Origin of the sequence: Bacillus sp. HSf4 (assembly GCF_029537375.1) — a bacterium.
Classification (GTDB): domain Bacteria; phylum Bacillota; class Bacilli; order Bacillales; family Bacillaceae; genus Bacillus; species Bacillus sonorensis_A.
On record NZ_CP120679.1, the window covers coordinates 3,322,514 to 3,347,888 of the forward strand.

At 45.4% G+C, this 25,375-nt stretch carries 30 protein-coding genes and 1 pseudogene; 15 read left to right on the plus strand and 16 right to left on the minus strand.

All coding sequences use genetic code 11. The annotated features are described in order from the left end of the window. Positions 1-41: 41 nt before the first annotated feature. From P3X63_RS17185 to P3X63_RS17200, 4 genes are all read right to left on the minus strand, one after another. Entirely contained in the window at positions 42-827 is a 786-nt protein-coding gene (locus P3X63_RS17185) for a GH12 family glycosyl hydrolase domain-containing protein (RefSeq protein WP_026588537.1), read from the minus strand. Positions 828-1,007: 180 nt separating this feature from the next. Beyond that, complete coding sequence (locus P3X63_RS17190; RefSeq protein WP_026588538.1) at positions 1,008-2,297, minus strand: hemolysin family protein; 1,290 nt, start codon at positions 2,295-2,297, stop codon at positions 1,008-1,010. A gap of 52 nt (positions 2,298-2,349) precedes the next feature. Beyond that, positions 2,350-3,024 carry a zinc metallopeptidase gene (locus P3X63_RS17195; protein ID WP_026588539.1) on the minus strand — a complete coding sequence of 225 codons (675 nt, stop codon included), beginning with the start codon at positions 3,022-3,024 and terminating at the stop codon, positions 2,350-2,352. 103 nt (positions 3,025-3,127) lie between these two features. Continuing rightward, complete coding sequence (locus P3X63_RS17200; protein ID WP_026588540.1) at positions 3,128-3,352, minus strand: YuzI family membrane protein; 225 nt, start codon at positions 3,350-3,352, stop codon at positions 3,128-3,130. Between the two features lie 172 nt (positions 3,353-3,524). Between P3X63_RS17200 and P3X63_RS17205 the strand changes: the two genes are divergently transcribed. Then, positions 3,525-3,779 carry a protein mistic gene (locus P3X63_RS17205; protein WP_026588541.1) on the plus strand — a complete coding sequence of 85 codons (255 nt, stop codon included), beginning with the start codon at positions 3,525-3,527 and terminating at the stop codon, positions 3,777-3,779. Next, complete coding sequence (locus P3X63_RS17210; RefSeq protein WP_026588542.1) at positions 3,776-4,759, plus strand: potassium channel family protein; 984 nt, start codon at positions 3,776-3,778, stop codon at positions 4,757-4,759. The genes P3X63_RS17205 and P3X63_RS17210 overlap by 4 nt, the downstream gene beginning before the upstream one ends. Here P3X63_RS17210 and P3X63_RS17215 read toward each other — a convergent pair. Both P3X63_RS17215 and P3X63_RS17220 read right to left on the minus strand, forming a co-directional pair. Next, on the minus strand, positions 4,756-5,160 hold the full coding sequence (locus P3X63_RS17215) for a YugN-like family protein (RefSeq protein WP_026588543.1): 405 nt from the start codon (positions 5,158-5,160) through the stop codon (positions 4,756-4,758). The genes P3X63_RS17210 and P3X63_RS17215 overlap by 4 nt on opposite strands. 46 nt (positions 5,161-5,206) lie before the next feature. Then, entirely contained in the window at positions 5,207-5,773 is a 567-nt protein-coding gene (locus P3X63_RS17220; RefSeq protein WP_026588544.1) for a DUF421 domain-containing protein, read from the minus strand. A gap of 252 nt (positions 5,774-6,025) precedes the next feature. Here P3X63_RS17220 and P3X63_RS17225 point away from each other — a divergent pair, with 252 nt between their 5' ends. Both P3X63_RS17225 and P3X63_RS17230 read left to right on the plus strand, forming a co-directional pair. After that, positions 6,026-6,406, plus strand: a complete 381-nt coding sequence (locus tag P3X63_RS17225; RefSeq protein ID WP_026588545.1) for a VOC family protein — start codon at positions 6,026-6,028, stop codon at positions 6,404-6,406. 106 nt (positions 6,407-6,512) lie between these two features. Then, positions 6,513-7,031, plus strand: a complete 519-nt coding sequence (locus tag P3X63_RS17230) for a GNAT family N-acetyltransferase (RefSeq protein WP_026588546.1) — start codon at positions 6,513-6,515, stop codon at positions 7,029-7,031. A 45-nt stretch (positions 7,032-7,076) separates the two neighbouring features. Here P3X63_RS17230 and P3X63_RS17235 read toward each other — a convergent pair whose 3' ends face one another. Further along, positions 7,077-8,429 carry a glucose-6-phosphate isomerase gene (locus tag P3X63_RS17235; RefSeq protein ID WP_026588547.1) on the minus strand — a complete coding sequence of 451 codons (1,353 nt, stop codon included), beginning with the start codon at positions 8,427-8,429 and terminating at the stop codon, positions 7,077-7,079. A 300-nt stretch (positions 8,430-8,729) separates the two neighbouring features. Next, positions 8,730-9,893 carry an iron-containing alcohol dehydrogenase gene (locus tag P3X63_RS17240; protein ID WP_026588548.1) on the minus strand — a complete coding sequence of 388 codons (1,164 nt, stop codon included), beginning with the start codon at positions 9,891-9,893 and terminating at the stop codon, positions 8,730-8,732. Positions 9,894-10,028: 135 nt separating this feature from the next. Here P3X63_RS17240 and P3X63_RS17245 point away from each other — a divergent pair, with 135 nt between their 5' ends. Then, a complete protein-coding gene (locus tag P3X63_RS17245; RefSeq protein WP_026588549.1) occupies positions 10,029-10,265 on the plus strand; it encodes a DUF378 domain-containing protein in 237 nt (78 codons plus the stop codon). A 51-nt stretch (positions 10,266-10,316) separates the two neighbouring features. Here P3X63_RS17245 and yugI read toward each other — a convergent pair whose 3' ends face one another. The 3 genes from yugI to P3X63_RS17260 all read right to left on the minus strand — a co-directional run bounded on the left by yugI (position 10,317) and on the right by P3X63_RS17260 (position 12,588). Continuing rightward, positions 10,317-10,706 (minus strand): S1 domain-containing post-transcriptional regulator GSP13, encoded by a 390-nt coding sequence (gene yugI, locus P3X63_RS17250; protein WP_026588550.1) that lies wholly within the window; start codon positions 10,704-10,706, stop codon positions 10,317-10,319. 220 nt (positions 10,707-10,926) lie between these two features. After that, positions 10,927-12,087 carry an aminotransferase gene (locus P3X63_RS17255; protein WP_026588551.1) on the minus strand — a complete coding sequence of 387 codons (1,161 nt, stop codon included), beginning with the start codon at positions 12,085-12,087 and terminating at the stop codon, positions 10,927-10,929. After that, complete coding sequence (locus P3X63_RS17260; RefSeq protein WP_277691567.1) at positions 12,088-12,588, minus strand: Lrp/AsnC family transcriptional regulator; 501 nt, start codon at positions 12,586-12,588, stop codon at positions 12,088-12,090. It abuts the gene before it with no gap. A 203-nt stretch (positions 12,589-12,791) separates the two neighbouring features. Here P3X63_RS17260 and P3X63_RS17265 point away from each other — a divergent pair, with 203 nt between their 5' ends. Continuing rightward, complete coding sequence (locus tag P3X63_RS17265; RefSeq protein ID WP_026588553.1) at positions 12,792-13,613, plus strand: alpha/beta fold hydrolase; 822 nt, start codon at positions 12,792-12,794, stop codon at positions 13,611-13,613. Between the two features lie 49 nt (positions 13,614-13,662). Here the strand turns inward: P3X63_RS17265 and P3X63_RS17270 are convergent, their stop codons facing one another. After that, positions 13,663-13,917, minus strand: a complete 255-nt coding sequence (locus P3X63_RS17270; protein WP_026588554.1) for a DUF1871 family protein — start codon at positions 13,915-13,917, stop codon at positions 13,663-13,665. A 77-nt stretch (positions 13,918-13,994) separates the two neighbouring features. After that, positions 13,995-14,492 (minus strand): hypothetical protein, encoded by a 498-nt coding sequence (locus P3X63_RS17275; protein WP_277691568.1) that lies wholly within the window; start codon positions 14,490-14,492, stop codon positions 13,995-13,997. Positions 14,493-14,596: 104 nt separating this feature from the next. Here P3X63_RS17275 and P3X63_RS17280 point away from each other — a divergent pair, with 104 nt between their 5' ends. After that, positions 14,597-15,760: a MalY/PatB family protein gene (locus P3X63_RS17280; RefSeq protein ID WP_277691569.1), complete on the plus strand. Its 1,164-nt coding sequence runs from the start codon at positions 14,597-14,599 to the stop codon at positions 15,758-15,760. A 14-nt stretch (positions 15,761-15,774) separates the two neighbouring features. Here P3X63_RS17280 and P3X63_RS17285 read toward each other — a convergent pair whose 3' ends face one another. Beyond that, positions 15,775-15,972, minus strand: coding sequence for a hypothetical protein (locus tag P3X63_RS17285; RefSeq protein WP_077735484.1), 198 nt, complete (start codon positions 15,970-15,972; stop codon positions 15,775-15,777). Positions 15,973-16,027: 55 nt separating this feature from the next. Between P3X63_RS17285 and kapB the strand changes: the two genes are divergently transcribed. Next, entirely contained in the window at positions 16,028-16,414 is a 387-nt protein-coding gene (gene kapB, locus P3X63_RS17290) for a kinase-associated lipoprotein KapB (protein ID WP_026588558.1), read from the plus strand. A 28-nt stretch (positions 16,415-16,442) separates the two neighbouring features. Here the strand turns inward: kapB and kapD are convergent, their stop codons facing one another. Then, positions 16,443-17,060, minus strand: coding sequence for a 3'-5' exonuclease KapD (gene kapD, locus P3X63_RS17295; protein WP_026588559.1), 618 nt, complete (start codon positions 17,058-17,060; stop codon positions 16,443-16,445). A gap of 246 nt (positions 17,061-17,306) precedes the next feature. Here kapD and P3X63_RS17300 point away from each other — a divergent pair, with 246 nt between their 5' ends. The 3 genes and pseudogenes from P3X63_RS17300 (at position 17,307) to P3X63_RS17310 (ending at position 20,952) form a co-directional block, all read left to right on the plus strand. Next, a complete protein-coding gene (locus P3X63_RS17300; RefSeq protein WP_035428450.1) occupies positions 17,307-18,548 on the plus strand; it encodes an MFS transporter in 1,242 nt (413 codons plus the stop codon). A 97-nt stretch (positions 18,549-18,645) separates the two neighbouring features. Next, positions 18,646-20,524, plus strand: a pseudogene (locus P3X63_RS17305) (transglycosylase domain-containing protein). 20 nt (positions 20,525-20,544) lie between these two features. Continuing rightward, a complete protein-coding gene (locus P3X63_RS17310) occupies positions 20,545-20,952 on the plus strand; it encodes a thiol-disulfide oxidoreductase DCC family protein (protein ID WP_026588563.1) in 408 nt (135 codons plus the stop codon). A gap of 57 nt (positions 20,953-21,009) precedes the next feature. On the opposite strand, the gene P3X63_RS17315 is transcribed toward P3X63_RS17310, so the two are convergent. Then, positions 21,010-21,567 carry a YufK family protein gene (locus P3X63_RS17315; RefSeq protein ID WP_026588564.1) on the minus strand — a complete coding sequence of 186 codons (558 nt, stop codon included), beginning with the start codon at positions 21,565-21,567 and terminating at the stop codon, positions 21,010-21,012. Between the two features lie 185 nt (positions 21,568-21,752). Between P3X63_RS17315 and malK the strand changes: the two genes are divergently transcribed. The 4 genes from malK to P3X63_RS17335 all read left to right on the plus strand — a co-directional run bounded on the left by malK (position 21,753) and on the right by P3X63_RS17335 (position 25,355). Continuing rightward, positions 21,753-23,354 (plus strand): malate sensor histidine kinase MalK, encoded by a 1,602-nt coding sequence (gene malK / locus P3X63_RS17320; RefSeq protein WP_026588565.1) that lies wholly within the window; start codon positions 21,753-21,755, stop codon positions 23,352-23,354. Next, positions 23,347-24,054 (plus strand): response regulator, encoded by a 708-nt coding sequence (locus P3X63_RS17325; RefSeq protein ID WP_026588566.1) that lies wholly within the window; start codon positions 23,347-23,349, stop codon positions 24,052-24,054. The genes malK and P3X63_RS17325 overlap by 8 nt, the downstream gene beginning before the upstream one ends. 275 nt (positions 24,055-24,329) lie before the next feature. Then, entirely contained in the window at positions 24,330-24,866 is a 537-nt protein-coding gene (gene pssA / locus P3X63_RS17330) for a CDP-diacylglycerol--serine O-phosphatidyltransferase (RefSeq protein ID WP_026588567.1), read from the plus strand. A gap of 6 nt (positions 24,867-24,872) precedes the next feature. Next, the gene (locus P3X63_RS17335) at positions 24,873-25,355 is read left to right on the plus strand and encodes a DedA family protein (RefSeq protein WP_026588568.1); all 483 of its coding nucleotides are present in this window, start codon (positions 24,873-24,875) and stop codon (positions 25,353-25,355) included. The last annotated feature ends 20 nt before the right edge of the window (positions 25,356-25,375 follow it).

Genomic DNA, 25,375 nt, shown 5'->3' on the forward strand with positions numbered 1-25,375 from the left:
ATAAACAAACCACCGCCCTTTAAAAAGAGCGGTGGCAAAAATCAATGAACCTTCACATCCCAATTGGAAATATTGATTTGTCCTGTTCCTCCGAATACTTCTGTACCAAATTCGACACTGCTGACATACTTCGTTTTGCTGAGCCAGTTTTTTGAATCGGCCAAATAATCGGTGAAGTCGCGGATGTTCAGGCTAGCACTCCGGGTGTTTGACGTTCTGACAAATGAATAGACATTCCAGCCTTTTCCGCCTCCGGCATCAATGTAGCCTTTATACACCTTCCATTTGTGCCCGCCGACTGACACGGTTTCGACATAGGAACCTGCGGGGCCTGCATTGGTGTTGTTCAGCCAGATCATGATTTCATCGGTTGGAGCGGTGTCCCAGCTCGCATGATTCGTGTTGTGCAGCCAAATGTCGTATGCCGCGTTGTATGTGCCGTTCGCACTGATCGAATAACTGACATTCGTGCTGATGTTTTTCTGATCTGACAAACGGGTCGGGAAGCCGCTTCCTTTCGTATAGCCTTCCGTCCAGTGCCAGCCGCTGACGATCGACGGATAGGCTTTAACTGTGCTTGTCGTGCTCGGCCAATTCCATACCCAGCCTAAATCCGAATCACTGTTATGATAAATCGTCTGCCACCAGCCGCTGACCTGGTCGGCTCCCCAGACATTGTTGAATATGTAGTATTGATTGTTTTTAAAATACATTTTTTCCGCTGGCTTGGATGAAGACGCGGCAAGCGCCGTGAACGGTCCCGCCAATAAGATGGTGAGCGCGAAGCCCCACAAAAGAAGCGATTTTGCGAACGAATGTTTTTTCAACGTTTTATGAACCTCCTCGTGATAATACACGACCATTATAAAAAAGAATCGGCAGCAGCACATTCATAGAAAGTCATGATTTTCCATAGATCATTATACTTAACTTTAAAAAAATCGCCAAAAAAAAGAAGTTTTCAGCTGCTATCGAACTAAAAACAGACTTTTAAACCGCAATCCGGGTTAAAAGTCTGTTTTTTTTATTTCAACAAAGCGAATATGGTGATCTTCGGCATCAAGAATTTTAAATTCGCATCCTTCCGTCTTAAAGACATCGCCGTTTTTCAGCTCCATTTTTTGCGTCAAGAGCCACCCGGCGATCGTATCCACCTCTTCATTATCGATCGCAATATGAAGAAGATCATTCACTTCGTCAATTAACGCTTTGCCGTCCATAATATAATGATGCTCGCCTTTTTTAACGATGTGAGGCATTTCATCCTGATCAAATTCATCCCTGATTTCCCCGACGATTTCTTCCAAAATATCTTCTACCGTCACAAGCCCCGCCGTTCCGCCGTACTCATCAGCAAGGATCGCCATATGAATACGCTCTTTCTGCATCCGAATCAATAGTTCCTGAATCGGGATGCTTTCAATCACCCTGATCACGGGCCTCATGATTTCGGTTAAATGGATCGACTGATCAAGGAAATAGGATTTAAACAGATCCTTGCTGTTGACGATTCCGATAATATGATCTTTATCATCCTTAATGACCGGATATCTCGTATAGCGTTCATTCATAACGGTTTCAATCGCTTCCTTGATGGCCTGATCTTCATCAAGCGTCGCCATCTCCGTTCTCGGAACCATGATTTCCCGCGCCAGCCTGTTGTCAAACTCAAAGATTTTGTTGACATACTTAAACTCCGACTGGTTGATCTCGCCTTTTTTATAGCTTTCAGACAGCATAATTCGCAGCTCTTCCTCACTGATGGCCACTTCATGTTCCTTGACCGAATGGAAACCAAAAAGTCTGGTCAGCAGACGGGCCGAGCCGTTTAATAATTTAATGAAGGGATACATGATTTTATAAAAAAGAATCAGCGGCTTCGCCGTCCAGAGGCTGACGGCTTCCGCCTTTTGAATGGCAATCGTTTTCGGAGCCAGCTCACCGACCACAACATGCAAAAACGTAATAATCACAAAAGCGGTCACCACTGACCCGATCCTTATGACCGACTCAGGCAGACCGAAGAGTTCGAAAAGCGGGTGAATGATCCTCTCAAATGTAGATTCCCCGAGCCAGCCGAGCCCTAAAGCGGTGATCGTGATTCCCAGCTGGCAGGCCGATAAGTATTCATCTAAATTTGAAATCACCTTTTTGGCTGCAATCGCCCGCGTATCCCCGTTTTCCACCAATTGATCGATTTTTGTCCCGCGAATTTTAACAATCGCGAACTCGGCGACAACAAAAAAAGCTGTTGCTGCAATTAAAAGCATGACGAGTATGAGATTTAAGATATTCAAAAAAAACCCTTACCAAATGAATTGGTAAGGGGTCACCTCCTCTGACGAATGGTTAGTCATTACGGCCGGACAGGAAAATCGCTACGAAGCGCAGCAGTTCAAACAATGAAACGAGCGCTGCGGCTACATATGTCAATGCCGCGGCATCAAGTACTTTGCTGACGCCTCTTTCTTCAGTGTTGCGGATCATTCCTTCCGAGACGATGATCCGTTTTGCCCTGGAGCTTGCGTTGAATTCAACAGGCAGCGTCACAAGCTGAAAGAGTACGGCTGCGGAAAACAGTATGATGCCGAGGCCGATCAGATTCAGGCTTCCAAGCAATAAGCCGCCAAGAAATAAAAACGGCGCCACTCCCGAAGAAAAGTTGACAATCGGGAACATCTTATGCCTTAAAACAAGGGCGCCGTATGATTCCTGATGCTGCAAGGCATGTCCGCATTCATGGGAAGCAACGGAAACTGAAGCGATCGAACGGCCGTAATATACGGGTTCAGATAACCGTACAACGCGCGCTGTCGGGTCATAATGGTCTGTCAAGGTTCCTCTTACCGGTTCAACCGGAACATCGTAGAGGCCGTTGCGGTCGAGAATCTGTCTGGCCACTTCCGCCCCCGTTCTTCCGCTTGAGGCCTCCACTTTTGAATATTTTTCAAAGTTACTCTTTACTTTAAATTGTGCCCAAATTGATAAACCTAATGCAGCAAATGTCAATAACAAAAAAATCATGCTCATCAAATCATCTTCCCTCTTTAAAGTAAAATGGTTTATGAATTCGAAATGGTTAAAATATATTTTATTTGAGGGGATCCCCTTTGTACAGGAAAATGCATTACCTGCTTTTCCGCGGAAAACAAATCCCGATAAAACAACAGGCCATTCCCGAAATCATCACATACAATGGCGGCCTTACCGTCAGCTCCTTGAAAAACTCGCTCCAAAACACTTCATTTGTCGTCAGGTAGACGGAATTCAAATCAAAAATGAATTGAATGGCCGCGCCCGCCATCAGCTGCACGCCGATCAACACCAGGATGATTCTCAATAAACAGGACATTCAACTCGCATCCCCCACCCGTTTTGTAAAATTGTATGGAGGGATCGGAACTGTTATACCGGCGCATCAAAAATATCATATCTCTCATATCTATTGTCGGTAACTCCCTGTTGTTTTCTCCTGAAAATATTTGGATATACTGAATAAAAAAAGCGCAGCGGGTGGTGGCACGGTGAAAGTTACAGACCAAGAAAAAGAACAGCTGAGCACAGCGATTGATAAAATGAATGAAGGGCTTGATGCATTCATTCTCCTTTACAACGAATCGGAAAAAGACGAGCCGCTGATCGAGTATGAAGATGAAACCGCGGACATTATCAAAAAAGCGATTGAACACCATGGAAAAGAAAGCATCAATCAAAAATTAAACGCGATCATAAAAGAAATTTTATCGTTTTCCCTTTTGCAGGATGGTGAAAAAACGTGAAATCAAACCGTATTTTTATCGCATGGCTTAGATGGCCGATGTATGTTCGGGTTTCTATCATCATCCTTTTATTGATCATTATTTTTGGAGAACTGATCACAATCGTTGAACCTGATCAATTTTCAAATGTCTTTGACGGGATTTGGTGGTCGCTCATTACCGTCTCGACCGTCGGATACGGCGATGCGGTGCCGAAGACGGCCGCTGGAAAACTTGTCAGCATGGTGCTCATTTTATTAGGCGCCGCTTTTGTGACGGCCTATTTTGCAACGATGGCGACAGCGGCTTTCAATAGGCAGCAGCGCTATGCAGAAGGCAAGGTGAATTACAAAGGAAAGGGGCATATCGTTCTGGTCGGCTGGAACGAAAAATCCAATAAACTGATTCGCTCTCTGCAAGCCAACAATCCCGGCAAAACGATCGTGCTGATTGATGAAACATTAAAGGAAGGCCCGCTGATGGAGGACGTTCACTTCATCAGCGGACATGCCGCAGACGATGCCACATTAACAAGTGCCAATATCGAAGAGGCCGGCATTGTTTTGATAACCGCTGATCAGCATAAAAACGAAGCGGCCGCAGATACGCAGACCATCTTAACATTAGTGGCTGTCAAAGGGCTGAACCCTTCCGTTTATTGCATCGCCGAAATCCTGACGGAAAAACAAAAAAAGAATGCCGAGCGGGCCGGAGCAAGTCAAATTATCAGTACGGCTGAGTTATTAAAAACCGCGATGCTGCAGCATTTTCTCATTAAAAGCCAGCTTCCTGGTCCGGTTTTCGAAGAAGCCGACATTCATTTAAAAGTCCATGCCTTTCCTGTTCCGGCATCTTTGCAAGGAAAAACGTTCCAAGATGCGATCCATCACTTTTTGAATGACGATATTTTGCTTGTCGGTATTCAGCAAAAAGACGGACCGGCTTTATCGCCTTCCTTTTCGTACAAACTCGAGCCGACTGATCAGTTGCTGGCGCTTTAAGACAACAGCGCCTGTTCGAGTTCTTTTACATAAGAACGGCCCAGATCTTCATAGACACTTGCGATATCGGCATCTTTTTCCTTTGGCTCTGCAAATTGGTCAAAGGAGGCACGAAAATTCCCCTGAATGACGTGATCATCGAGCGCCTCCTGATAAACATGGCGCAGCAAAAACGGCTTGCCCAATTTGACTGTCGCGTTTTGCGAATCAAGCTGTCCGTCTTCCGCCTCAAACGGCACCCGCAAAAACAAATATCCGTCTTGATCATCCATCTTATAGTCAAAAAAGCCGTGGTCGTACTCCCATCCCCCGCTGATCACATATCCGAGCGGTTTTAGCGTTTGTTCAAGGTGATAGAGCGAGAAAGAACGATTTTCCAATTCAGATGGTATGTTTATCATAAAAAAACCCCTTTTTCGTTTTTACATTTACCTTACATCAGCAGCACTACCGCAATTCTTTGTCAGGCTTGTTCAAATGGCCTTCTGTAATTTCGTTAAAGAGCGTACCCTCCGGCTGCAGTGCATTGTTTTGCATTTGCAGAAATTTTTTATACTCCCCGACGGTAAAAGGCTTTGCATCATCAGTTAATTCATAGCCGATCTGGCCATTAGACTCCAGGGTTGCGTTTTTGACATCAGATAATTTTGAAATTCCCTGGGTTCTCAGCCTCATTTCCAGCTGGTCGACGGTCAGTCGGTGTTTTTTGAGGTTGTCTGTTTGCAATTCCCCATTTTCGATCAGGACAACCGCTTTTCCCGCTATAAGGGTTTCAAAAAAGTCAAATTTCATTTTTAAATACTCGATCAACAAGAGAACGATGATAAAAATTGATGCGGCTGTCACCGTTTTGAAGACGCTGTCTTCGATGATTGGCTGAACGATGATCGTTCCGATGGAAATCATGACGACGGTTGTCGCTATTGTCATTTGCGATATCGATTTTCTTCCGGAAATTCGCAGCAGGATAATCCCCGTTAAAATAAGAAGAAGTGTTTTCAGAACAAAAAGCATGACCTCACCCCAAACCTTTTTATTTCTTTATTATGGTTCAGAAGTGTTTTCTTATGAGTATGTTTGCGGCAAAACTGGCAAATAACGAATATTCAAAAGAGGAAATGAGATATATCGAAAGCTCCGAAAGACCTCAGGACCGGTCCAGTTTTCATTGATCTGCCCATTAAAAGAAGGATTTTTATTTTCGATTGAAGAAAATGTAATTGATGAAAATTACTGTATCGCATATAAAGAAAGCAGGTGCAAAAGGTGAATGTTAAGGTTTGCATGGTATCCATTAAAGTAACGGATATGAAAGAAGCGAAGAGTTTTTATTGTGAAAAATTGAATTTTAAATTGGAAAAAGAGTATGGGGAAAATATCATTGAATTAAATGTCGACGGTTTTCCAATTATTCTTGAGAAAGCTTCGAAACCGAACACCTTAGAGTATGGAGAACATTCACAAGTCGTACTTGGTTTACAGACCGATGATATAAAGAAGGACATGAATCACCTGAAACAAAACGGTGTACACGTTTTGTACGAAGAACCGCAAACATGTCCTCCGGGTCATTATACGGTCATTGTCGACCCGTTCGATAATAAAATTGAGCTGCTTGAAGTTTCTAAATCAATGGCGAACATGTAATAAAAAACAGACTCATCTGGAGTACTCCCCTTCCCAGTCCCCCTCTTTTGCCAGCGGAAGCCGTGGTAAAATCATGATGAGGAATCTATAGGGAGTGGATAGATGAATGAGGGACTATTTTCTGCAATCGAAACGGATTGGGTTTTCGCTATGGTCAAAAGAGGATATGGATTTAGCAAACGTATTGTGGGGAGATCCGGATGTAACAGCATATATATCCAGCCGCGGCAGGCTTGAAGCTGAAGAGGTAAAAAACCGTTTACAGCAAGAAATCGAACAATATCAAACGGACGGTGTTCAATATTTTCCGATTTTCGCCATAGACAATCATGCCTTTATCGGATGTTGCGGACTCCGTCCATACAACCTTGATGAGCGGGTTTATGAAATCGGATTTCATCTCGTGCGTTCGATGTGGCATAAAGGCTATGCTAGTGAAGCTGCCAAATCCATGATTGATTATGCTTATACAAAAGTAAACGCAAGCAAGCTGTTTGCCGGCCACCATCCTGAAAACCAGGCTTCACGAAAGCTCTTGAACAAGCTCGGCTTCCGTTATACACATGACGAATTTTATCCGCCAACAGGCCTTCACCACCCGTCCTACATATTGCACAAAACGTAAAAATGGCCGGCTGCACTTCACTGTGCTGCCGGCCATTTTCTCTTCTTATTGATTCAAGCGTTTTTCAAGCTCCGCTTTTTTCTCTTCAAATCCCGGTTTGCCGAGAAGGGCGAACATGTTCACTTTGTAAGCTTCAACCCCAGGCTGGTCAAACGGGTTGACACCGAGCAGATATCCGCTCATCGCGCAGGCTTTTTCAAAGAAGTATACAAGGTAGCCAAACGTATAGGCGTTCATTTCCGGTACGTTCACGATCAGGTTCGGCACATTTCCGTCCGTATGTGCGAGCATCGTGCCTTGGAACGCTTTTTTATTGACGAAATCGACGGTTTTGCCCGCTAAATAGTTCAGGCCGTCAAGGTCATTGTCCGCTTCTTCGATCGTCAGTTCATGTCTTGGCTTTTCAACATTCAAGACGGTTTCAAACATATCTCTTCTTCCTTCTTGAACATATTGTCCAAGTGAGTGAAGATCGGTAGAGAAATTGGCGGAAGAAGGGTAAATCCCTTTTTCGTCTTTTCCTTCGCTTTCGCCGAACAGCTGCTTCCACCATTCCGCAAAGTACTGAAGGCCAGGCTCGTAGTTGATCAGCATTTCGATTGTTTTTCCTTTATTATAAAGAACGTTTCTGACAACCGCGTATTGGTAAGCCGGGTTATCCTCTAGCTCTGATACGGAAAAATCTTTGCTTGCATCTTGAGCGCCTTTCATCATGTCATCGATATCAACACCGCTGACGGCAATCGGAAGCAGCCCAACCGCAGTCAGAACAGAGTATCGTCCGCCGACATCGTCAGGAATGATAAATGATTCAAAGCCTTCTTCATTGGCCAGCGTTTTTAGTGCGCCGCGCTCTTTATCTGTTGTCGCATAAATGCGGCGTTTCGCTTCTTCTTTTCCGTATTTCTCTTCCAGAAGCTTGCGGAAAATCCGGAAGGCGATCGCCGGTTCAGTCGTTGTTCCTGATTTGGAAATGACGTTGATTGAAAAATCGGCGTCTTCGAGAAGGTCCATGACATCTTTCATATAGGAAGAGCTGATATTGTTGCCAATAAAAATGACTTGAGGCGTTTTCCGTTTTTCTTTCGGCAGGGTGTTGTAGAATGAATGATTCAGCATTTCAATCGCTGCTCTCGCGCCGAGATAAGAACCGCCGATTCCTACGACAAGAAGGACGTCAGAGTCGTTTTTAATTTTTTCGGCGCTTGTTTGAATGCGGGCAAATTCTTCTTTGTCATAGTTGGACGGAAGATCCACCCAGCCTAAAAAGTCGCTGCCGGCACCGGTTTTTTCATGAATCGAGTGATGGGCAACCTTTACGAAATCACGCAGATATGTAAGCTCTTTTTCTTTAAAAAACGGCAATGCTCTTGAGTAATCAAAACGGACATGCGTCATATGAATAAACCTCCAGTTCTCACTGTTTTCTAATATTCCCGCCAGCGCTTTCATTTTTGACTCGGGCTCCGGCTAGTATGGGTCTGTTAAACATGTCGATTTAAGGCGACAGCCTCTTCCCTTTTCACTTTATATGAACTCCATCGCGAAATCAAGTGATGAACAGGAGCGACCAATGCCTTGATGGCGGCTTGGCAGCCAAAAATGCCGAATTCGCATGGAACTTTGAATTTTTGTCAAAATGACAACAAATCAAAAAGCGGCTCGGAAAGAGCGTTCCTTTCCGGAGCCGTTTTGTAGTTACAGCGAAGCTTTCAGGATGGACAGAACATCCGCTTTATTCAACGTTTTAAAACGGCCGAATTCTCCGTTGGCCATCGCTTTGTCGGCAATGAGATCAAGCTTTTCATCCGTGATATCATAATCGCTGAGGCGGCTCGGCGCTCCAAGACTCGTCCAGAATTCTGAAAGCTTTTCAATACCCGCCAGAGCCACTTCACGATCTGTTTTGCCTGTTTCATCAACGTCAAACACACGGACGGCAAGCTGTTTAAAGCGGCCGACATTTTCAGAAAGCGTGTGCTTCATCCAGTTCGGGAAGAGAATGGCAAGTCCTCCGGCATGAGGAATATCGTAAACGGCGCTGACGGCGTGCTCGATGTTGTGTGTCGCCCAGTCGCCGCGGGCTCCCATTGACAGCATGCCGTTTAAGGCAATCGTACCCGTGAAGAGAATCGTTTCGCGCAGTTCATAATTTTCAAGGTCGTCAATGAGCTTAGGAGCGGTTTCAATCACCGTTCTTAACAGGCTTTCACACATCCGGTCCTGATAAGGGGTATTTTCGACATGATGAAAATATTGTTCAAACACATGGGACATCATATCGACCATGCCGTAAATCGTATGATCTTTAGGTACCGTAAACGTGTTGACCGGATCTAGGATTGAGAACTTAGGGAATACAAGCGGGCTCCCCCATCCGTATTTTTCATTAGTTTCCCAATTGGTAATCACAGACCCTGAATTCATTTCAGATCCGGTCGCCGCTAATGTGAGTACCGTTCCAAACGGGAGCGCTTCAGTCGGAATGTGTTTTTTTGTAACGATATCCCAGGCGTCACCATCATATTTAGCGCCCGCCGCAATCGCTTTCGTACAGTCGATGACACTTCCGCCTCCAACCGCCAGAAGAAAATCAATATCATTCTCCTTGCAGATCGCCGCGCCTTTATTGACTGTAGCGACGCGCGGATTCGGTTCAACACCGGCCAGTTCATGAACATTTGCACCCGCTTTTTCGAGGATCGAGACGACTTGATCGTATAAACCGTTTCGCTTAATGCTGCCTCCGCCGTAAACGAGCAAAATGTTGGAGCCGTATGGTTTAATTTCTTCTGGAAGCTTTTCCACTTCTCCGCGTCCGAAAATCAGTTTGGTCGGATTCCAATATGTAAATTGATCCATCTAATCTCCTCCTTTAACCACTATTATGTGAAAAGGCTGTACGCTATGTAAAGCGATCTGCTTTTATACGTATAAACTATCCAAAACGTTCACAATCTATAAATGTTCATGACAAATAAAGGAGGAAAATGAAAAATGAGTGTGCTTCAGCGTATTGCATTGGTATTGACGATTATCGGAGCAATCAATTGGGGACTGATAGGATTTTTTCAATTTGACTTGGTTGCAGCCATTTTCGGCGGACCCGGTTCTGCCATATCTCGTACGGTTTATGCGCTTGTCGGGATTGCCGGTTTGATCAATCTCGGCCTTTTATTTAAACCGCAAGAAGAAACCGCCGGGGAAGACGCGAAACAGCCGGAAATGCGGTAGCCGTCCATAAAAAAATAACTCCGGCGGGAGCCGGAGTTATTTGCGTTCAGCTTACTTTTTGATTAAATCTTTTCTGTTAGACTGCTCAATCCACTCTTCAAGCTTGTCTTTTAGCGTATTGAAGCCTTGCGGAGCAGCCGCATCTTCAGTTTGGACAGCCTTTTGTCTTCTAGGCTTGCTTTCTTTTCGTTCAGGAGCTGCCTGTGTAGCACGAATGGATAGGCTGATTTTGCCTTTTTCCTCATCGACAGAAAGAACTTTAACCTGCACTTCATCACCGATGGCCAAGTGCTCGTTGATATCTTTAACGAAACCGTGTGTCACTTCAGAAATATGCACAAGTCCCTGTGTTTCTTCATCTAGGGCAACAAACGCTCCATACGCCTGTAATCCAGTCACTTTACCAGTGTAAACACTGCCCACTTCAAATTTTGCTGTCATAACTAACAACTCCTACATCTAATGAATTTAACTCTTTTTATACGCAATAAAAAATTATATCACACAAGTCCTTTTTAAGCAAAAAAACTTTTTTTAAAACATACATGTTTAAAACTCACGCCAAAGGGGAATACTGAGAATAATCAAGGCTTTCTAGTATCCCCCCCCTTATTTTGTATGCGGACCTGTCAAAAGGTGCGTATTTTTTTGTCCTTATAACTTACAAGCTGCCGACGAACCGCTTCATCCTGACAAGCGCCTCCTGAAGCTGTTCAAGCGAGGACGCATAGGAGCACCTGATATAGCCTTCTCCGCTCGGCCCAAAGACATTGCCCGGAACGACGGCGACTTTTTCTTTCATGAGCAGCGCTTCTGCAAACGCTTCAGAGCTCATACCGGTTTTTTTGATCGACGGAAACGCGTAAAAAGCGCCGCCCGGCTGATGGCAGTCAAGTCCGATCTCATTGAGGCTGTCGACAAACACATTTCGCCTGCGCCGATAGCTTTTTCTCATCTTTTCGACATCGTTGAGCCCGTTTTTAAGCGCTTCCTCTGCGGCGAATTGAGCCATGCTCGGAGCACACATCATGGAATATTGATGGATTTTCAGCATCGGCTCCCGTAAAAAAGCCGGAGCCGCGACATAGCCGAGGCGCCATCCCGTCATGGCGAAGCCCTTTGAAAAACCGGATATCAAAATCGTCCGCTCTTTCATCCCGCTGATTTCCGCAAAGCTGGTATATGGTTCATCATATGTAAGCTCGGCATAGATTTCATCCGCAATGACAATCAGGTCATGCTTTTTCGCAAATGCCGCAATGTCGTTTAGCTCTTCTTTTGAATACACAGAACCGGTCGGATTGGACGGCGTGCAAAGAATGATCGCTTTTGTCCGTTCCGTGACGGCCGCTTCAAAGTCTTCGGCCTTCGCTTTAAATCCCCGTTCAGCATTCGTATGGATGTGGACGGCTCTTCCGCCTGCCAGGGAGACAAGCGCTTCATAGGCGACAAAACACGGTTCGGGAATCAGCACTTCTTCTCCCGGATCGAGAATCGCCCTTACCGCGATGTCGAGGGCTTGGCTTGCCCCGACGGTCACGATCAGCTCGCTCTCCGGCGAATAGTCAAGCTGAAAGCGTTTATTCAAATAAGCGCTGATCTCTTTCCTCAAGGAAAGGAGACCGGCGTTTGCCGTATAGGATGTATAACCCTGTTCAAGGGAAAGGATGCTCGCTTCCCTGACATTCCACGCCGTCACAAAGTCGGGCTCTCCGACGCCTAAGGAAATGACGCCTTCCATCGTTGATGCGAGATCGAAAAACTTGCGGATGCCGGACGGCTTGATTTGCTGTGCTGCTTTGGATATATAACTCGATCTCATTTACGGAGACACCACGATTCTTTTGTCATCATCACCGGAGTCAAAAACTTTCCCGTCGTGCTTGTATTTCTTCAAAATAAAGTGGGTGGTTGTCGATACGACGGAATCAAGCGTCGATAATTTTTCTGATACGAAGTGCGAAATATCAGACATCGTTTTGCCGCGAATGACAACTGACAGATCATAAACTCCTGACATTAAGTAAACGGATTCAACTTCATCAAACCTGTAAATCCGTTCGGCCACTTCATCAAACCCGACGCCGCGCTTCGGTGTCACCTTGACATCGATCATCGCCGTTACGCCTTCATGGCCGTCGACTTTGCGCCAATCGATCATTGCCGAATAATCGATAATGACCTTCTCTTTTTCCAGCTTTTCAATAATCGCTTTCGTTTCTTCCTGAGAGATATTCGCCATTTTCGCGATCGTTTCAGGTTCGAGGCGGCTGTTTTCCTCTAAAATTTCCAATACTTCGGTTTCTTTTTCAGTAAGCTTCATCTTGTTATCACACCTTTAAATGTCTGAGAAATCTTCTGAATATTATAGCACGTTTTTCGGCGATTGTAAGTCGGTAAAAAAAGCGAAATTACGGGGTGAAAAAAATTTTTTCGGGTACGATAAATAACATACTCAAACAGGCTCCGCAACATGCAGTCGGGCTTGTTTTACATGAAGAAAACGATCTCGGAGTGATTTTGATCATGCAGTTATCGAAACCTACCACACAGCACATTCATGGGGTTAATATCTATTATGAACATTATGAAAATCCCGGCAGGACAACGCTGATTTTAATTCACGGCTTTCTTTCCTCTTCGTTCTGCTACAGAAAGCTCATTCCTCTTTTGAAGAATGAGTTTAATATCATCACTCTTGATCTGCCCCCTTTTGGACAATCGGAAAAATCGCAGACCTTTGTTTATACGTACCAAAACATGGCCAGAGTGGTGATCGGGCTGATCGAACGGCTGAAGATCACAGAAGCGGTCTTGGTCGGGCATTCAATGGGCGGACAGATTTCCCTTTATGCCGTAAAGGAGCGGCCCGAGCTGTTTAAAAAGGTCGTGCTGCTCTGCAGCTCAGGATATTTAACACGGGCGCCGCGGCGGCTCATTTTCGGGAGCCACATCCCCTATTTCCACTTGTATATCAAACGCTGGCTCTCCAAACAAGGCGTGCTCAAAAACCTGATGAATGTCGTTTATGACAAATCCCTGATCGATCAGGACATGATTGACGGCTATTTGAAGCCATTTCTCGACGATCAGATTTTCAGAGCGCTCGCACGCCTGATCAGACATCGGGAGGGCGATTTAGCGCCCGACGAATTAAAACAAATCGAAACGCCGTCCCTTTTGATCTGGGGGGAAGAGGACCGGGTCGTGCCCGTTCAGATCGGAAAAAGGCTTCATCAGGACTTGCCCAATTCCTCTTTTTATTCTTTAAAACACACCGGGCATCTCGTTCCCGAGGAAAATCCGGATTTTGTTTCAGACAAAATCGCTAATTTTGTCATCACATAAAATAAAAAACCGCCAGCGGCGGTTTTTTAAACAGTTTGGACTCTATGTTTTAGCAGGAACTGCTGTCTTTCAGTACAAGGAGCCGATCTGCCATTTTTATGCATTCCTCCAATGGCAGTGTCTCGTCAAATGACACTTCAAAAACGGCTTGAATCGCCTTGCCGAGCCGGTTTCTATCGTCCTCGGTGTAGACGGCCTGAACGATTTCCGCCGCTTCTGTTTCGTAAAAATCAGCCCCGGCGGAGAAAGGGTCCCATTCTTTGATCATCTGTACAATTTGAGCTGCTGCCTGACTTTCTTTCATATGGATCACCGCTTAAACTGAAATTTTTCAAAGCTATTGTATCATAACCTGGCCAATCTTTGATAAAAAACACCGTTTTAAAGATCCGCGTTTTCCTTTTTCCGCCGCCGAGTGATCAAATAAATTCCGAGGCCGTTGACGAGAACGAGGCCGAAAACCGTATTGCCAAGCGGCGCCCAGCCGCTTTCCCCCGTCATAACCAGCGACAGGACAACCTTGCCGACAAGAGTCGCATTCAATACCGCGAGCCCCCATCCCAATGAGCGCTGCCAAAATGCCGCACATATCAAAACGAGAAACCCCATCATCAAAGCAATCGTCAACATGGCTGTAAGCGAAGAGGACAAGAGCATTTGTTCATATTCCAAAACAGTCTGCATCCGGGGATCGATCGTCTCAGGGACTGGGAACCAGACCATGCTGCTCATCATCAGCAAAAAGGTGATGATCACGCCTTTCCATGATCGTTTATAACAAAAATAACAAAGCACAATGAGAAATAACGGGCGGATATACCAGCTAAGCGGATTGAGATGGCGCTGAAAAGCCCATTCAAGCACGCTGTTCCATTCCATTTGCACCCACTCCTTTTTTAAATGAGGCTTTCTCCGCGAAAAGATTGCAATCTCTTGCTATCATCGTTAATGTATAACATATGAAAAAGACATGAGGTGAGATCATGGATTTTAATACAGAACATAACAGACGCGGAACGCAGTCTGTGAAATGGGATTTAACACAAGAATTATTCGGCGTCAATGACGCGCTGCCGATGTGGGTGGCGGATATGGACTTCCGCGCGCCTGAAGCGGTTATTGATGCTCTTCAAGAGCGCCTGGAGCACGGGGTTTTCGGCTATACGTCGGCAGGCGCAAAAACGAAGGAAGCTGTCGTCAGCTGGCTCAACAGCCGCCACGGCTGGGAGACTGAACCGTCGTTTATTACGTTCAGCCCCGGCATCGTTACAGCGATTGCCACCGCTGTCCAGGCATTCACTGAACCGGGTGACAAAGTCGTCGTTCAGCCGCCTGTTTACACCCCGTTCTTTGACATGGTGACGAAAAACGGACGGTCTGTATTACATAACCCTTTAATCGAACAAGACGGACGCTATGAGATCGATTTTGCCGATCTTGAAAAAAGCTTGAGCGAACCAGATGTGAAGCTTTTCATTCTTTGCAGTCCGCATAATCCTTCCGGCCGCTCCTGGACGAAACAAGAACTGACAAAGCTTGGCGAGCTCTGCCTTGCCCATGGGGTGACGGTCATTTCTGACGAAATTCATTCCGATTTGATGCTGTATGGGCGCAAACATACCCCGTTTGCCTCGATTTCCCGGGAATTCGCAGAGCTTTCGATCACATGCATCGCTCCGAGCAAGACATTTAATTTGGCCGGACTGCAGGCCTCGGCCATCATCATTCCCGACCGGGCGAAAAGGGCGGCTTTCACACAGGTGATGCAGCGCCAAGGGCTGTCATCGCTAAACGCATTTGCGGTCTCAGCCATTGAAGCCGCATATTCAAAAGGCGAACCTTGGCTGGACCGATTAATCCCCTATATCGAACATAATATGGAGGAAGTGAGCCGCTTTTTGCAGCAGGAGCTGCCTGAGGTGCGGATGATGAAGCCGGATGCCTCATATTTAGCATGGCTGGACTGCAGAGCCCTCGAACTGTCAGATCAGGAATTGAAGCGCAGGCTCCTTCATAAAGGAAAGCTGATTCTTGAATCCGGACCGAAGTACGGCCCGGGTGGAGAAGGGTTTGTCAGAATGAATGTCGGATGTTCACTGTCCGTGGTAAAGGACGGACTGAGCCGCTTAAAAACGGCTTTTTCATAAGCATCACGGCATGTCTATCGTTTATGCGTTTCTTGCTGCATTTCTTGTTCGAGCTTTTCCGCTTTTTCAGCTTCTTTTTTGGAATGTCTGATGATCAGCCGGAATACAAAAAGAGCGATGATAAAGAAAATGGCCAACGTGATAAAAGAAGGAATATACTCTCTTTTATCTTCAGGAAAATAAAGCATAAACTGAATGAGCAATGGCGCCACTCCCCCGATTGTTTATTGTTTCCAAATATAATCATACCATTTGGAGGTGGACGCAGTGAATCAGTTTCAAGTCGGAGATCAGGTAAAAGGTTTTTATAAAACAGGCGTTTATATAGGAGAAATAACGGATATCAAGCCGATGCACTATTTAGTGAAAATTCTCGCCGTCTTAACCCATCCGAAGCAGGGGGATCTTCATCATCCCAAAGATGCCGAAGTGGCATTTTTCCATGAACGAAAGGCTCTCGCTTACCGTGAGCAGACAAACATTCCGCACCATATGGTGAAGCCTTACGACGGCCCTGTGCCGGATTACGAGGATTCACTTCGCGAGGCGCTGAGCCGTTTTCAAGCGGAATTGGCAAACGATCCGTCAGATTACGCGGCGAAATCGCTGGCATGCGCCGCTGCACTTGAAAAAGAATATTTTCCAAACAAATAACCCAATCTTCTGTTTAAGATTGGGTTGTTTATGTTGCATGGGGAAATACCTTTGACAGATCGATCCGGTCGCCGATCGTCGTCGGCTTCGGATTCTCCAAGTACTGTTTATCACGTTCGACAAGCTGAAATAATTTATAGGTCGTCATGGCGTCATCAAGCGCTTTATGCTGCTTCCCGGTGCCGGAGTCCCCGTACTCCTCAGCCGCTTTCCACAAATTCGTCAACGTTTTGTCGCCAAAGAATTCCTTGTACTCCATCGACAGATCCCTCATTTCTCCTTTAAATGGAAACGCGACATGGTTAAACATGCAATTTTGCTTTAATACTTTCATATCCATGTTTCCCCATGTAATGATGACGCTGTTTTGATCAGGATCAAGCTCTTTCAGCTTTTCAATCAATGCTTGAAATGTAATGCCTTGATCGACTTCTTCCTGCGTAATGTTCAAAAAAGATTTGCAGCGCCGCGTCAGCTTGGGAAACTTCTTTGGCTTGATATAGCTTGAAAACGTTTCAACCACCTCATCATCAACCGCCTTTACAATCCCTGCTTCGATAATCTCCGGGAAAAAATTTTGCGGATGATACTTCCCCTCCGGCATTGTAAATTCAAAATCAATAACAAGTAAGGGGCTTTGTTTCAATGTTCACACCTGCCTTTCTATCGCAGTATAAAACCTTCCCAACTGTGGGCAGCGGATGTTGATCGTCCGGGGCCAAGGCTCATTGTCTGTTTTTTTAAAAATTCCGTTCTTCTTTCTTTTATTATATCATTATATTTCTATATTCACGCTCATATTTTCTGAAAATGACGAAAATTCATTCAAACGCCTTTTTCACATCGAAAAGTCGCCCGTCCCGTCCTTCTGCAACATTTCCTTTATAATGAAATGGAACTTCATTTTTTTAAGAAGGTGATTCTCATCTCTGTTCATAAGAAAAACCTAGTCATCATGTGGTTTGCAAATTTTTTTGTCGCGGCAAGCTCCACAATGGTTCTGCCGTTTCTTTCTCTCTATATCGAGACGCTCGGCAGCTACTCCGACGGATTTACGCAAAAATGGAGCGGATATGTGTTTGGCGTCACATTTTTGATGGCTTTTTTGGTCTCTCCTTTTTGGGGGAGATTCGGTGATAAACACGGCTATAAAAAAATTCTGCTGATCACCGGGACCGGCATTGGAACGAGCATTCTCCTCATGTCGATTGTCTCCTCTGTATATGAGCTGTTTTTTCTGAGAATGGCAATGGGCCTTGTCACAGGCTTCATCCCTACCTCCCTCGCGATGATTTCGGCGCAGACGCCGAAATCGAAAGCCGGCAAAACGCTTGGCACATTGCAGATGGGCACGGTATCGGGAGGATTGTTCGGCCCGTTGCTCGGCGGCCTTCTCGCCGATCATGCCGGTTTTACATATACCTTTTTTATTACGGCGTTTGTGATTTACGGTGCGGTTTTCCTCGTTTTTGTCGGTGTCCGGGAACATCCGCTGAAAGCGCACCGCAGCCGGACGGTTCCATATACAAGAAAACAAGTGCTCCTAACGATATTAAAACGGCGTCCGCTGATCACTGTCATGGTGCTGACGGCGGTGATTCAAATCGGGAACTTCAGCGTCCAGCCGCTGCTCGCCTTGTATGTCAGCGAGCTGCACGGCCCAGAGCACCTTGCGTTTTTTTCCGGGCTCGCTTTTTCAGCAACCGGTCTCGGAAACCTTTTGGCCGCGAGAAAATGGGGTGCCTTGGGCGACCGGTTCGGGCATGGAAAAATATTAGCCATACTGTCACTTTTGGCAGCGGGATGTGTCATTCCCCAAGGGCTCACATCGACTTATGAAACGCTTGTGGCTTTCAGATTTCTATTCGGAATCGCCTTAGGCGGAATGATTCCCTGCATCACGGCATCCATCCGCGTTCAAACACCGGGTGACATCCAGGGGGAAGTGCTTGGCTACAATGTCAGCTTCAGATTTTTGGGCAATGTGATCGGTCCGGTGCTCGGCGGTATGCTGTCAAGCGGTTTCGGCATTTCTTCCGCCTTTTACGCAACCGCTGTTCTCTTTTTCAGCGGAGCCTGCCTCCTGCTGTTCCAAAGGTCCCAGCAAAAGAAATCAGAAGCAAAGGCAAGCTGACATATAAAAATAAGGAAATCTATCAAATTATTCTTCTCGATCTTGAAAAAGAATGGTACGATATGGCTAGAATTTAGCGAAAAGAGTGTGACATAGAGTGACAAAATTGCGTTTGATCCTTGGATGGATTTTGCTGATCATGTTTATTCCCATATTTGTATATACTTTAATGGCCTCAGGTGAAGAAGCCGAAAAAATGAAGCCTCTCGACCAAGTGCTCGATGAGAAAATCAACTTAAAGGACATCGGCCTTGTACAAAACAGCTACATGTATGACAGGGACGGCGCTCTGATTTCAGAGATTGTCTCTGATCACCAGAATCGGGTGTTTGTCTCTTACAAAAATATTCCCGAACATGTCAAGCAGCTGTTTTTGACATCGGAGGATCGCCATTTCTTTCAACATAAAGGCTTTGACTTTCTCGGGATGGTCCGGGCCGCCGCAGCCAATTTTAAAAAAGGCGGCATTGATCAGGGAGCGAGCACGATTACCCAACAGCTCTCGCGAAACTTGTATTTGAGCCATGAACGGACTTTCGACCGCAAGCTGACAGAGCTTCTGTATTCCTATCAGCTTGAAAAAAAGCTATCAAAAGAAGAGATTTTCGAGAAATATTTAAATACGATTTATTTTAATAATGGCGTATACGGGATTGGATCTGCGTCCAGATATTATTTCAACAAGCCGCTCAAATCTCTTACGCTCGCTGAAACGGCGTTTATTTGCGCGATCCCTAATAACCCTACATTATATGATCCTTTGAAACATTTTGACTACACAAAAACCCGTCAAAAACGGCTTCTCGGTTGAGCTGAGAGAAGCGGGCGTCATCAATGAGAAAGAATATAAAAAAGCGGTTAAGGAAAAAATTAAACTCAATGTGAAAGAAAAGAAAGACGCCTATCCCGATTACGCAACATATGTCAATGATGAATTCACCAAATTGGTTTCGTCTTCCGAAGGCTTTGACAAACGGCTGAAAAAGGCGAAAACAAAGGAAGAGAAGGAGAAAATTGAAAAAGAGCTGTCAAACCGGATCAGCTCCCTTTTGACAGGCGGCATTAAAATCTACACGGCGCTTGATCCCGAGATGCAAAACAGAGTCGTCCAGCAAGTCAACAGCCGGCTCCCGTATGCAGAAGTCCAGGGAGGTGCCGTCGTCATCAACCACCAAACCCATCAAATCGTCGCCATGTCGGGCGGGAAAAATTATAAGAAATACGATTTCAACCTGGCTTATCAAGCCCATAGGCAGCCCGGCTCATCGATCAAGCCGCTGCTTGACTACGGACCTTATATGGAAGAAACGGGCGCCACGGCCGGCAGCATGATCGATGCCAGCAGATTTTGCAGCAAAGATTACTGCCCGAACAACTTTAATGAAAAAACATATGGAACCGTCTCGATCAAAACGGCTTTTAAATATTCCTATAATACACCGGCCGTCCGGGCGTTGAATCAAATCGGCGTCCAGAAAGGGTTCAGCTATTTAGAGCCGTTTGGATTTGAAAAAATCGATCCGAAGGACTACCGTCTCCCAGCCGCTTTGGGCGGGTTTACGGATGGCTTTTCACCGCTTGAGATGGCGAACGCTTATACGACGTTTGGCAATGATGGCAGCTATACGCCAAGCCATGCGATCACAAAGGTTACGAATTTAAAAGGAAAAACGCTTTACAAGTGGAAAGATAAACCGAAGCAGGTCTTCAGCCCGCGGACAAACAATCAATTGCGCATCCTCTTGTCAGCGGTTGTTCAAGAAGGAACCGGACGAAAAGCCAATTTCAGCGGTGGATATGTCGGAGGCAAGACGGGAACGTCAAACGACTACAGAGACCTGTGGTTTGTCGGATTGACCGATACGTATACAATGAGTGTATGGGTTGGAAAAGAGAAAAAAGGCAATGTCGAATTTCTTCATCATACAGGACCCCAGCTTTTAATATGGAAAGGGACGCTTCAATACGCATATTAGAAGGGAGAGCTGATGCACGTATGACGGAAATGCCTGATCGCATCGTTCTGTTTGATGGCATCTGCAATTTTTGTGACGGAGCTGTTCAGTTCATCATTAAACATGATCCGAAAGGCTTATTTTCCTTCGCTTCTCTGCAATCCGACATCGGCGGGGAGCTGCTCAAGAACCATCAGCTCCCAACCGATCATTTTGACAGCTTTATATTGATCGATAACGGCCGCATCTACCAAAAATCGGCGGCGGCGCTCCGCGTGCTGAAAAACCTTTCAGGTCCGTGGAAGGCGGCGGCCGTCTTTCTAATCGTGCCGCGCCCGCTTCGCGACGCCGTCTACAGCCTGATTGCGAAAAACCGCTATAAATGGTTTGGCCAAAAAAATGAATGCACGATCCCGGGACCAGAAATCAGAAAAAGGTTTCTATCCTAAAAAAACCGGAGCCTCTGGACAAATGTCCATGCTCCGGTTTTTTTTAGCCTAATCCGCCTATACAGGCAAGCTGGCCATCATGCTGTTGTAAAGCTTGATGACAATATAGATCGTTCCAATCAAAAATGTAAACCAAAACAACAGTTCAAACATCACAAAACCGATGAGTGAAAAAAATGACAGCGTACCGTGAATCGTATACACGATATAGACAAAGTAAACAAGTGTCGCCAATACGAGAATCGCTGCAATTCCTATCGCATATTGGACAAAAATAAAGGACAAAAGGCTCGCTCCGAGATAAATCGCGGAACCGGCCCTGATTTTCTTCAAGTTTGCCCCTTCAGGATCCTTGGCAAAAAATAAAAGCGAGAGTTCTGTTACCGTATTGGCAATCAGCTTGAGTGCGGAAAACACCATAAAAAAGACAAGCGCAAACACGATAAATAAGGCCATTCTAATACCGCTCTCAGAAAAAAACTCAAGCATCCCTTTATAAATACCGAAGGATGACAGGACCTGCATAGCATACATCACGGAGGAAATGGCCAACGATGAACTAAAAAGAAGGATTGCAATAAACGGGAAAAAACCTGATATATACGTATTTTTCATAAAAAAGACCCTTTCTGATATGTTCCATCATTCATTATGTACGACTTAGTACCTGTTGACAAGAATATTTTCCATTATTTTAATCTAAGTTTATGTCAAGGGACATGCAGGATTCTTCACAAATTCGCCAATTACCTGTAAAGTATTACTTGTTGACTTTATCAATAGATCGCGAGGAATCGCCATTGAAAAAAACATTAAAGCTGCAGACACGGTTAACGATCTTTGTCTGTGTTGTTGTCTTTATCTCTTTATTCATCACTTTTTTTATGATTGGCGCGGAAACCGCACGGGATATCCGCGAGCAGGAGCAGACGATCGCGCTCCAGACGGCGAAGATGGTCGCTGAAGCTCCGATTACGGCGCAGTCGCTTGAAAGCGGCCGATACAAAGAGCTGCAGCGCTATACACGCCGTGTTCAAGCAGCGACAAAGACCGAATTTGTCGTCGTCATGGACATGAACAGCATTCGAAAAACCCATCCGGATCCCGACAAAATCGGAAAGAAATTTGCGGGCGGAGATGAAAAAGAGGCGCTGAAAGGCCATCAGCATATCAGCACGGCGAAAGGTACGCTTGGTGAATCACTGAGAGCTTTTGTTCCCGTCTTCAATGAAAAAGGAAAACAGGTCGGCGCCGTTGCCGTCGGCATCACTCTTAACGAAATTGAGCAGATCATCGAGCAAAATCTTCGGCCTTTATATACGGTCATTGTCCTCAGCATCTGTGTCGGCATCATTGGAGCCGTCATCGTGGCCAGAAAAGTGAAAACGATCATGTTCGGCATGGAACCGTATGAAATCGCAACGCTTTTGAACGAGCGGAGCGCCATGCTTGAATCGACCAAAGAAGGCATTCTCGCCGTCGACCAAAACGGAAAAATCAAGCTTGCCAACGCGGAAGCAAAACGCCTCTTCAAAAAAATGGGGATCGATGAAAATCCGATTGATCGGGACGTGAGCGAGCTTCTGCCAAACACCCGGCTGAAGCAGGTCATTAACACCCAGCAGCCGGTCAATGACCGCGACGTTAGGATCAACGGGCTTGAGCTTGTCTTTAACGAGGTTCCGATCCATTTAAAAAAAGGAGACATCGTCGGGGCCATTGCTACATTTCGCGACAAAACCGAGGTCAAACACTTAGCTGAACAGCTTTCTGGCGTTAAAATGTACGCAAACGCGCTCAGAGCGCAATCCCATGAGTTCATGAACAAGCTTCATGTCATTCTTGGACTTGTCCAGCTGAAAAATTATGATGAGCTTGGCAACTATATTAAAGACATCGCGATCTATCAGCAGGCCGAAGCGAACGAAATTATCAACCACATTAAAAATTCCGTGCTCGCCGGCTTTTTGCTTGGCAAGCAAAGCTATATAAGAGAACAGGGTGCCGTCCTTGAAGTCCATTGCAGCACAAGGATTCCGAATGCCGCAAACACTGCGGTGATCCACGACTTGATCACCGTCATCGGAAATCTCCTCAACAATGCGCTGGACGCCGTCTCCTCTGCTGACAAAAAAAATATTTCGATTTCTTTCCGGTATCATGACGGCCTTCTGGACATTGAAGTCACAGATACGGGTATCGGCTTATCGCAAGAGGAGCAGGAGAAAATGTTTGATCAAGGCTTTTCAACAAAAGGCGCCAACCGCGGATTCGGACTTTATTTTGTCGAGCAAGCCCTGGAAAATGTAAACGGACATATTGTCGTCACGAGCGAAAAACATGAAGGAACGACATTCAGTCTCCGCATACCGTATGAACCAAAGGAGGATGACTATGATTGATGTATTAATCGTTGAAGATGACCCAATGGTGAGAGAACTGAATAAGCGCTACCTCAGCCAAATCGACGGCTTTCAGTTAAAAGGCGTCGCCGCTTCTTTCAGAGAGGCTCTCTCCGTTCTCAGAGAGGAGCACATCGATTTAATTCTGCTTGACATTTATATGCCCGGCAGAAACGGAGTCGAACTGTTAACGGAAATCAGGCGGCAAAACAAGGCCGTCGATGTGATTGTCATCTCAGCGGCGAGCGAGATGGACGTTGTGCAAAAAACGTTGCGCTTCGGAGCTGTCGATTATTTAATCAAGCCGTTTGAATTTGAACGGTTTCAGTCCGCACTCACCGATTACAAACGGAAACAGCACCTCTATTCAAGCAACCGGAACATCAGCCAAAAAGAACTGGATGTCGAGCTGTTCCAAAAAAAGCGGACACCGGAAAAAGTCCATTTGCCAAAAGGGCTGACAAAAAGCACGCTGAAGCTTATTTGGTCAAGCATCAAATCGTTTGACAGCATGACGTTCACGACGGAGGATTTAGCCAAGCACACCGAAATTTCGCAGGTTTCCATCCGCAAATATTTGAAATTCCTTGAGGAAATCGAAGTATTGGATGTGGAAATGGCCTATGGGACCATCGGAAGACCGGTATTCCAATATAAATTAAATACCAATGACATGAACGCGATCAATCAATATTTATAAATCCTCCTCCCCTTTTTGCCATCAGGCGGAAGGGGATTTTTCGCGGGATCGAAAATAGATTGATGGAATAAGAGGGCATCTCTATTTGCCCGGACCTTAATTGAAGATAAAATTTTTGCGAGGGCGGCAATGTTTTTACCACTTTTATGGTATGATGAAAAAGTCTTGTTAGCAAATCATGACAGGAATTTTATTGCAGATGCAGTTTAAATCGTATACAATTAACTATTGTTTATTTCTATATTAATCGGCTTTATTTAAAGGATGCGAAAACATTGAAAAAATCTATCATACCTTCTTTGATAACGATTGGAAACTTTGTTTCAGGCTTGTCTTCAATATTGCTGGCATTCAGAGGGTATTTATTTTTAGCGATTATATTTGTGATCATCGGCGCCATTTTGGACAGCCTTGACGGCATGGCGGCGCGGAAATTAAACGCCGTCAGCCTGTTCGGAAAAGAGTTGGATTCTTTGTCTGATATTATTACGTTCGGTGTCGCTCCGGCTATTATTACATATTCGATCGTTTTTCATGATGCTCCGGTTCTGGGCCTCCCTTCTACACTATTATTCCCGGTCTGCGGGGCTCTGCGGCTGGCCCGATTTAATATTCAATCTGAGAACCAAACTTATTTTACGGGGCTGCCCATTACCGCTGCCGGCACCATTTTGGTGTGCCTCAACCTTTTATGGGGGATTATCGGCCCAAAAACGGTCATTATGTTCTCTTTATGTTTGTCCTATCTCATGGTCAGCAAAATCAGAGTCATCAGTCTAAAAGGGAAAAATCTATTGAAGAAAGTGAGCTAGGATTTCATGGAGTTGGCAAAAGAATTAATTTCCCACTACGGGTATTTTGCGATATTCGGCATGCTCGTGCTCGGCATCGTAGGCCTTCCGATACCCGACGAGGTGATGATGACATTTGTCGGGTATCTGTCTTCTATACATATCCTAAACTATGAGCTGTCGCTGTTGATCAGTTTCTCCGGTGCGTTGTCGGGGATGATCATCAGCTATTTTTTAGGGAATAAAATCGGCAAGCCGCTGCTTGACAGGTTCGGTAAATGGATCGGTTTAACGCCGAAAAGATTGGATACTGTTCACCGCTGGTTTGATAAATACGGTCCGTGGACGATTGTGTTCGGCTATTTTGTTCCCGGCATTCGCCATGTCACATGCTATTTGTCCGGAATGAACGAAATGAAAATGAAAAGGTTTCTGATATATGCCGGTTCAGGAGCTTTAATTTGGTGTCTCGTTTTTATTACGATCGGCTATACGCTCGGCGTTATATAAAAGCAGGCTGCTTTTTACCG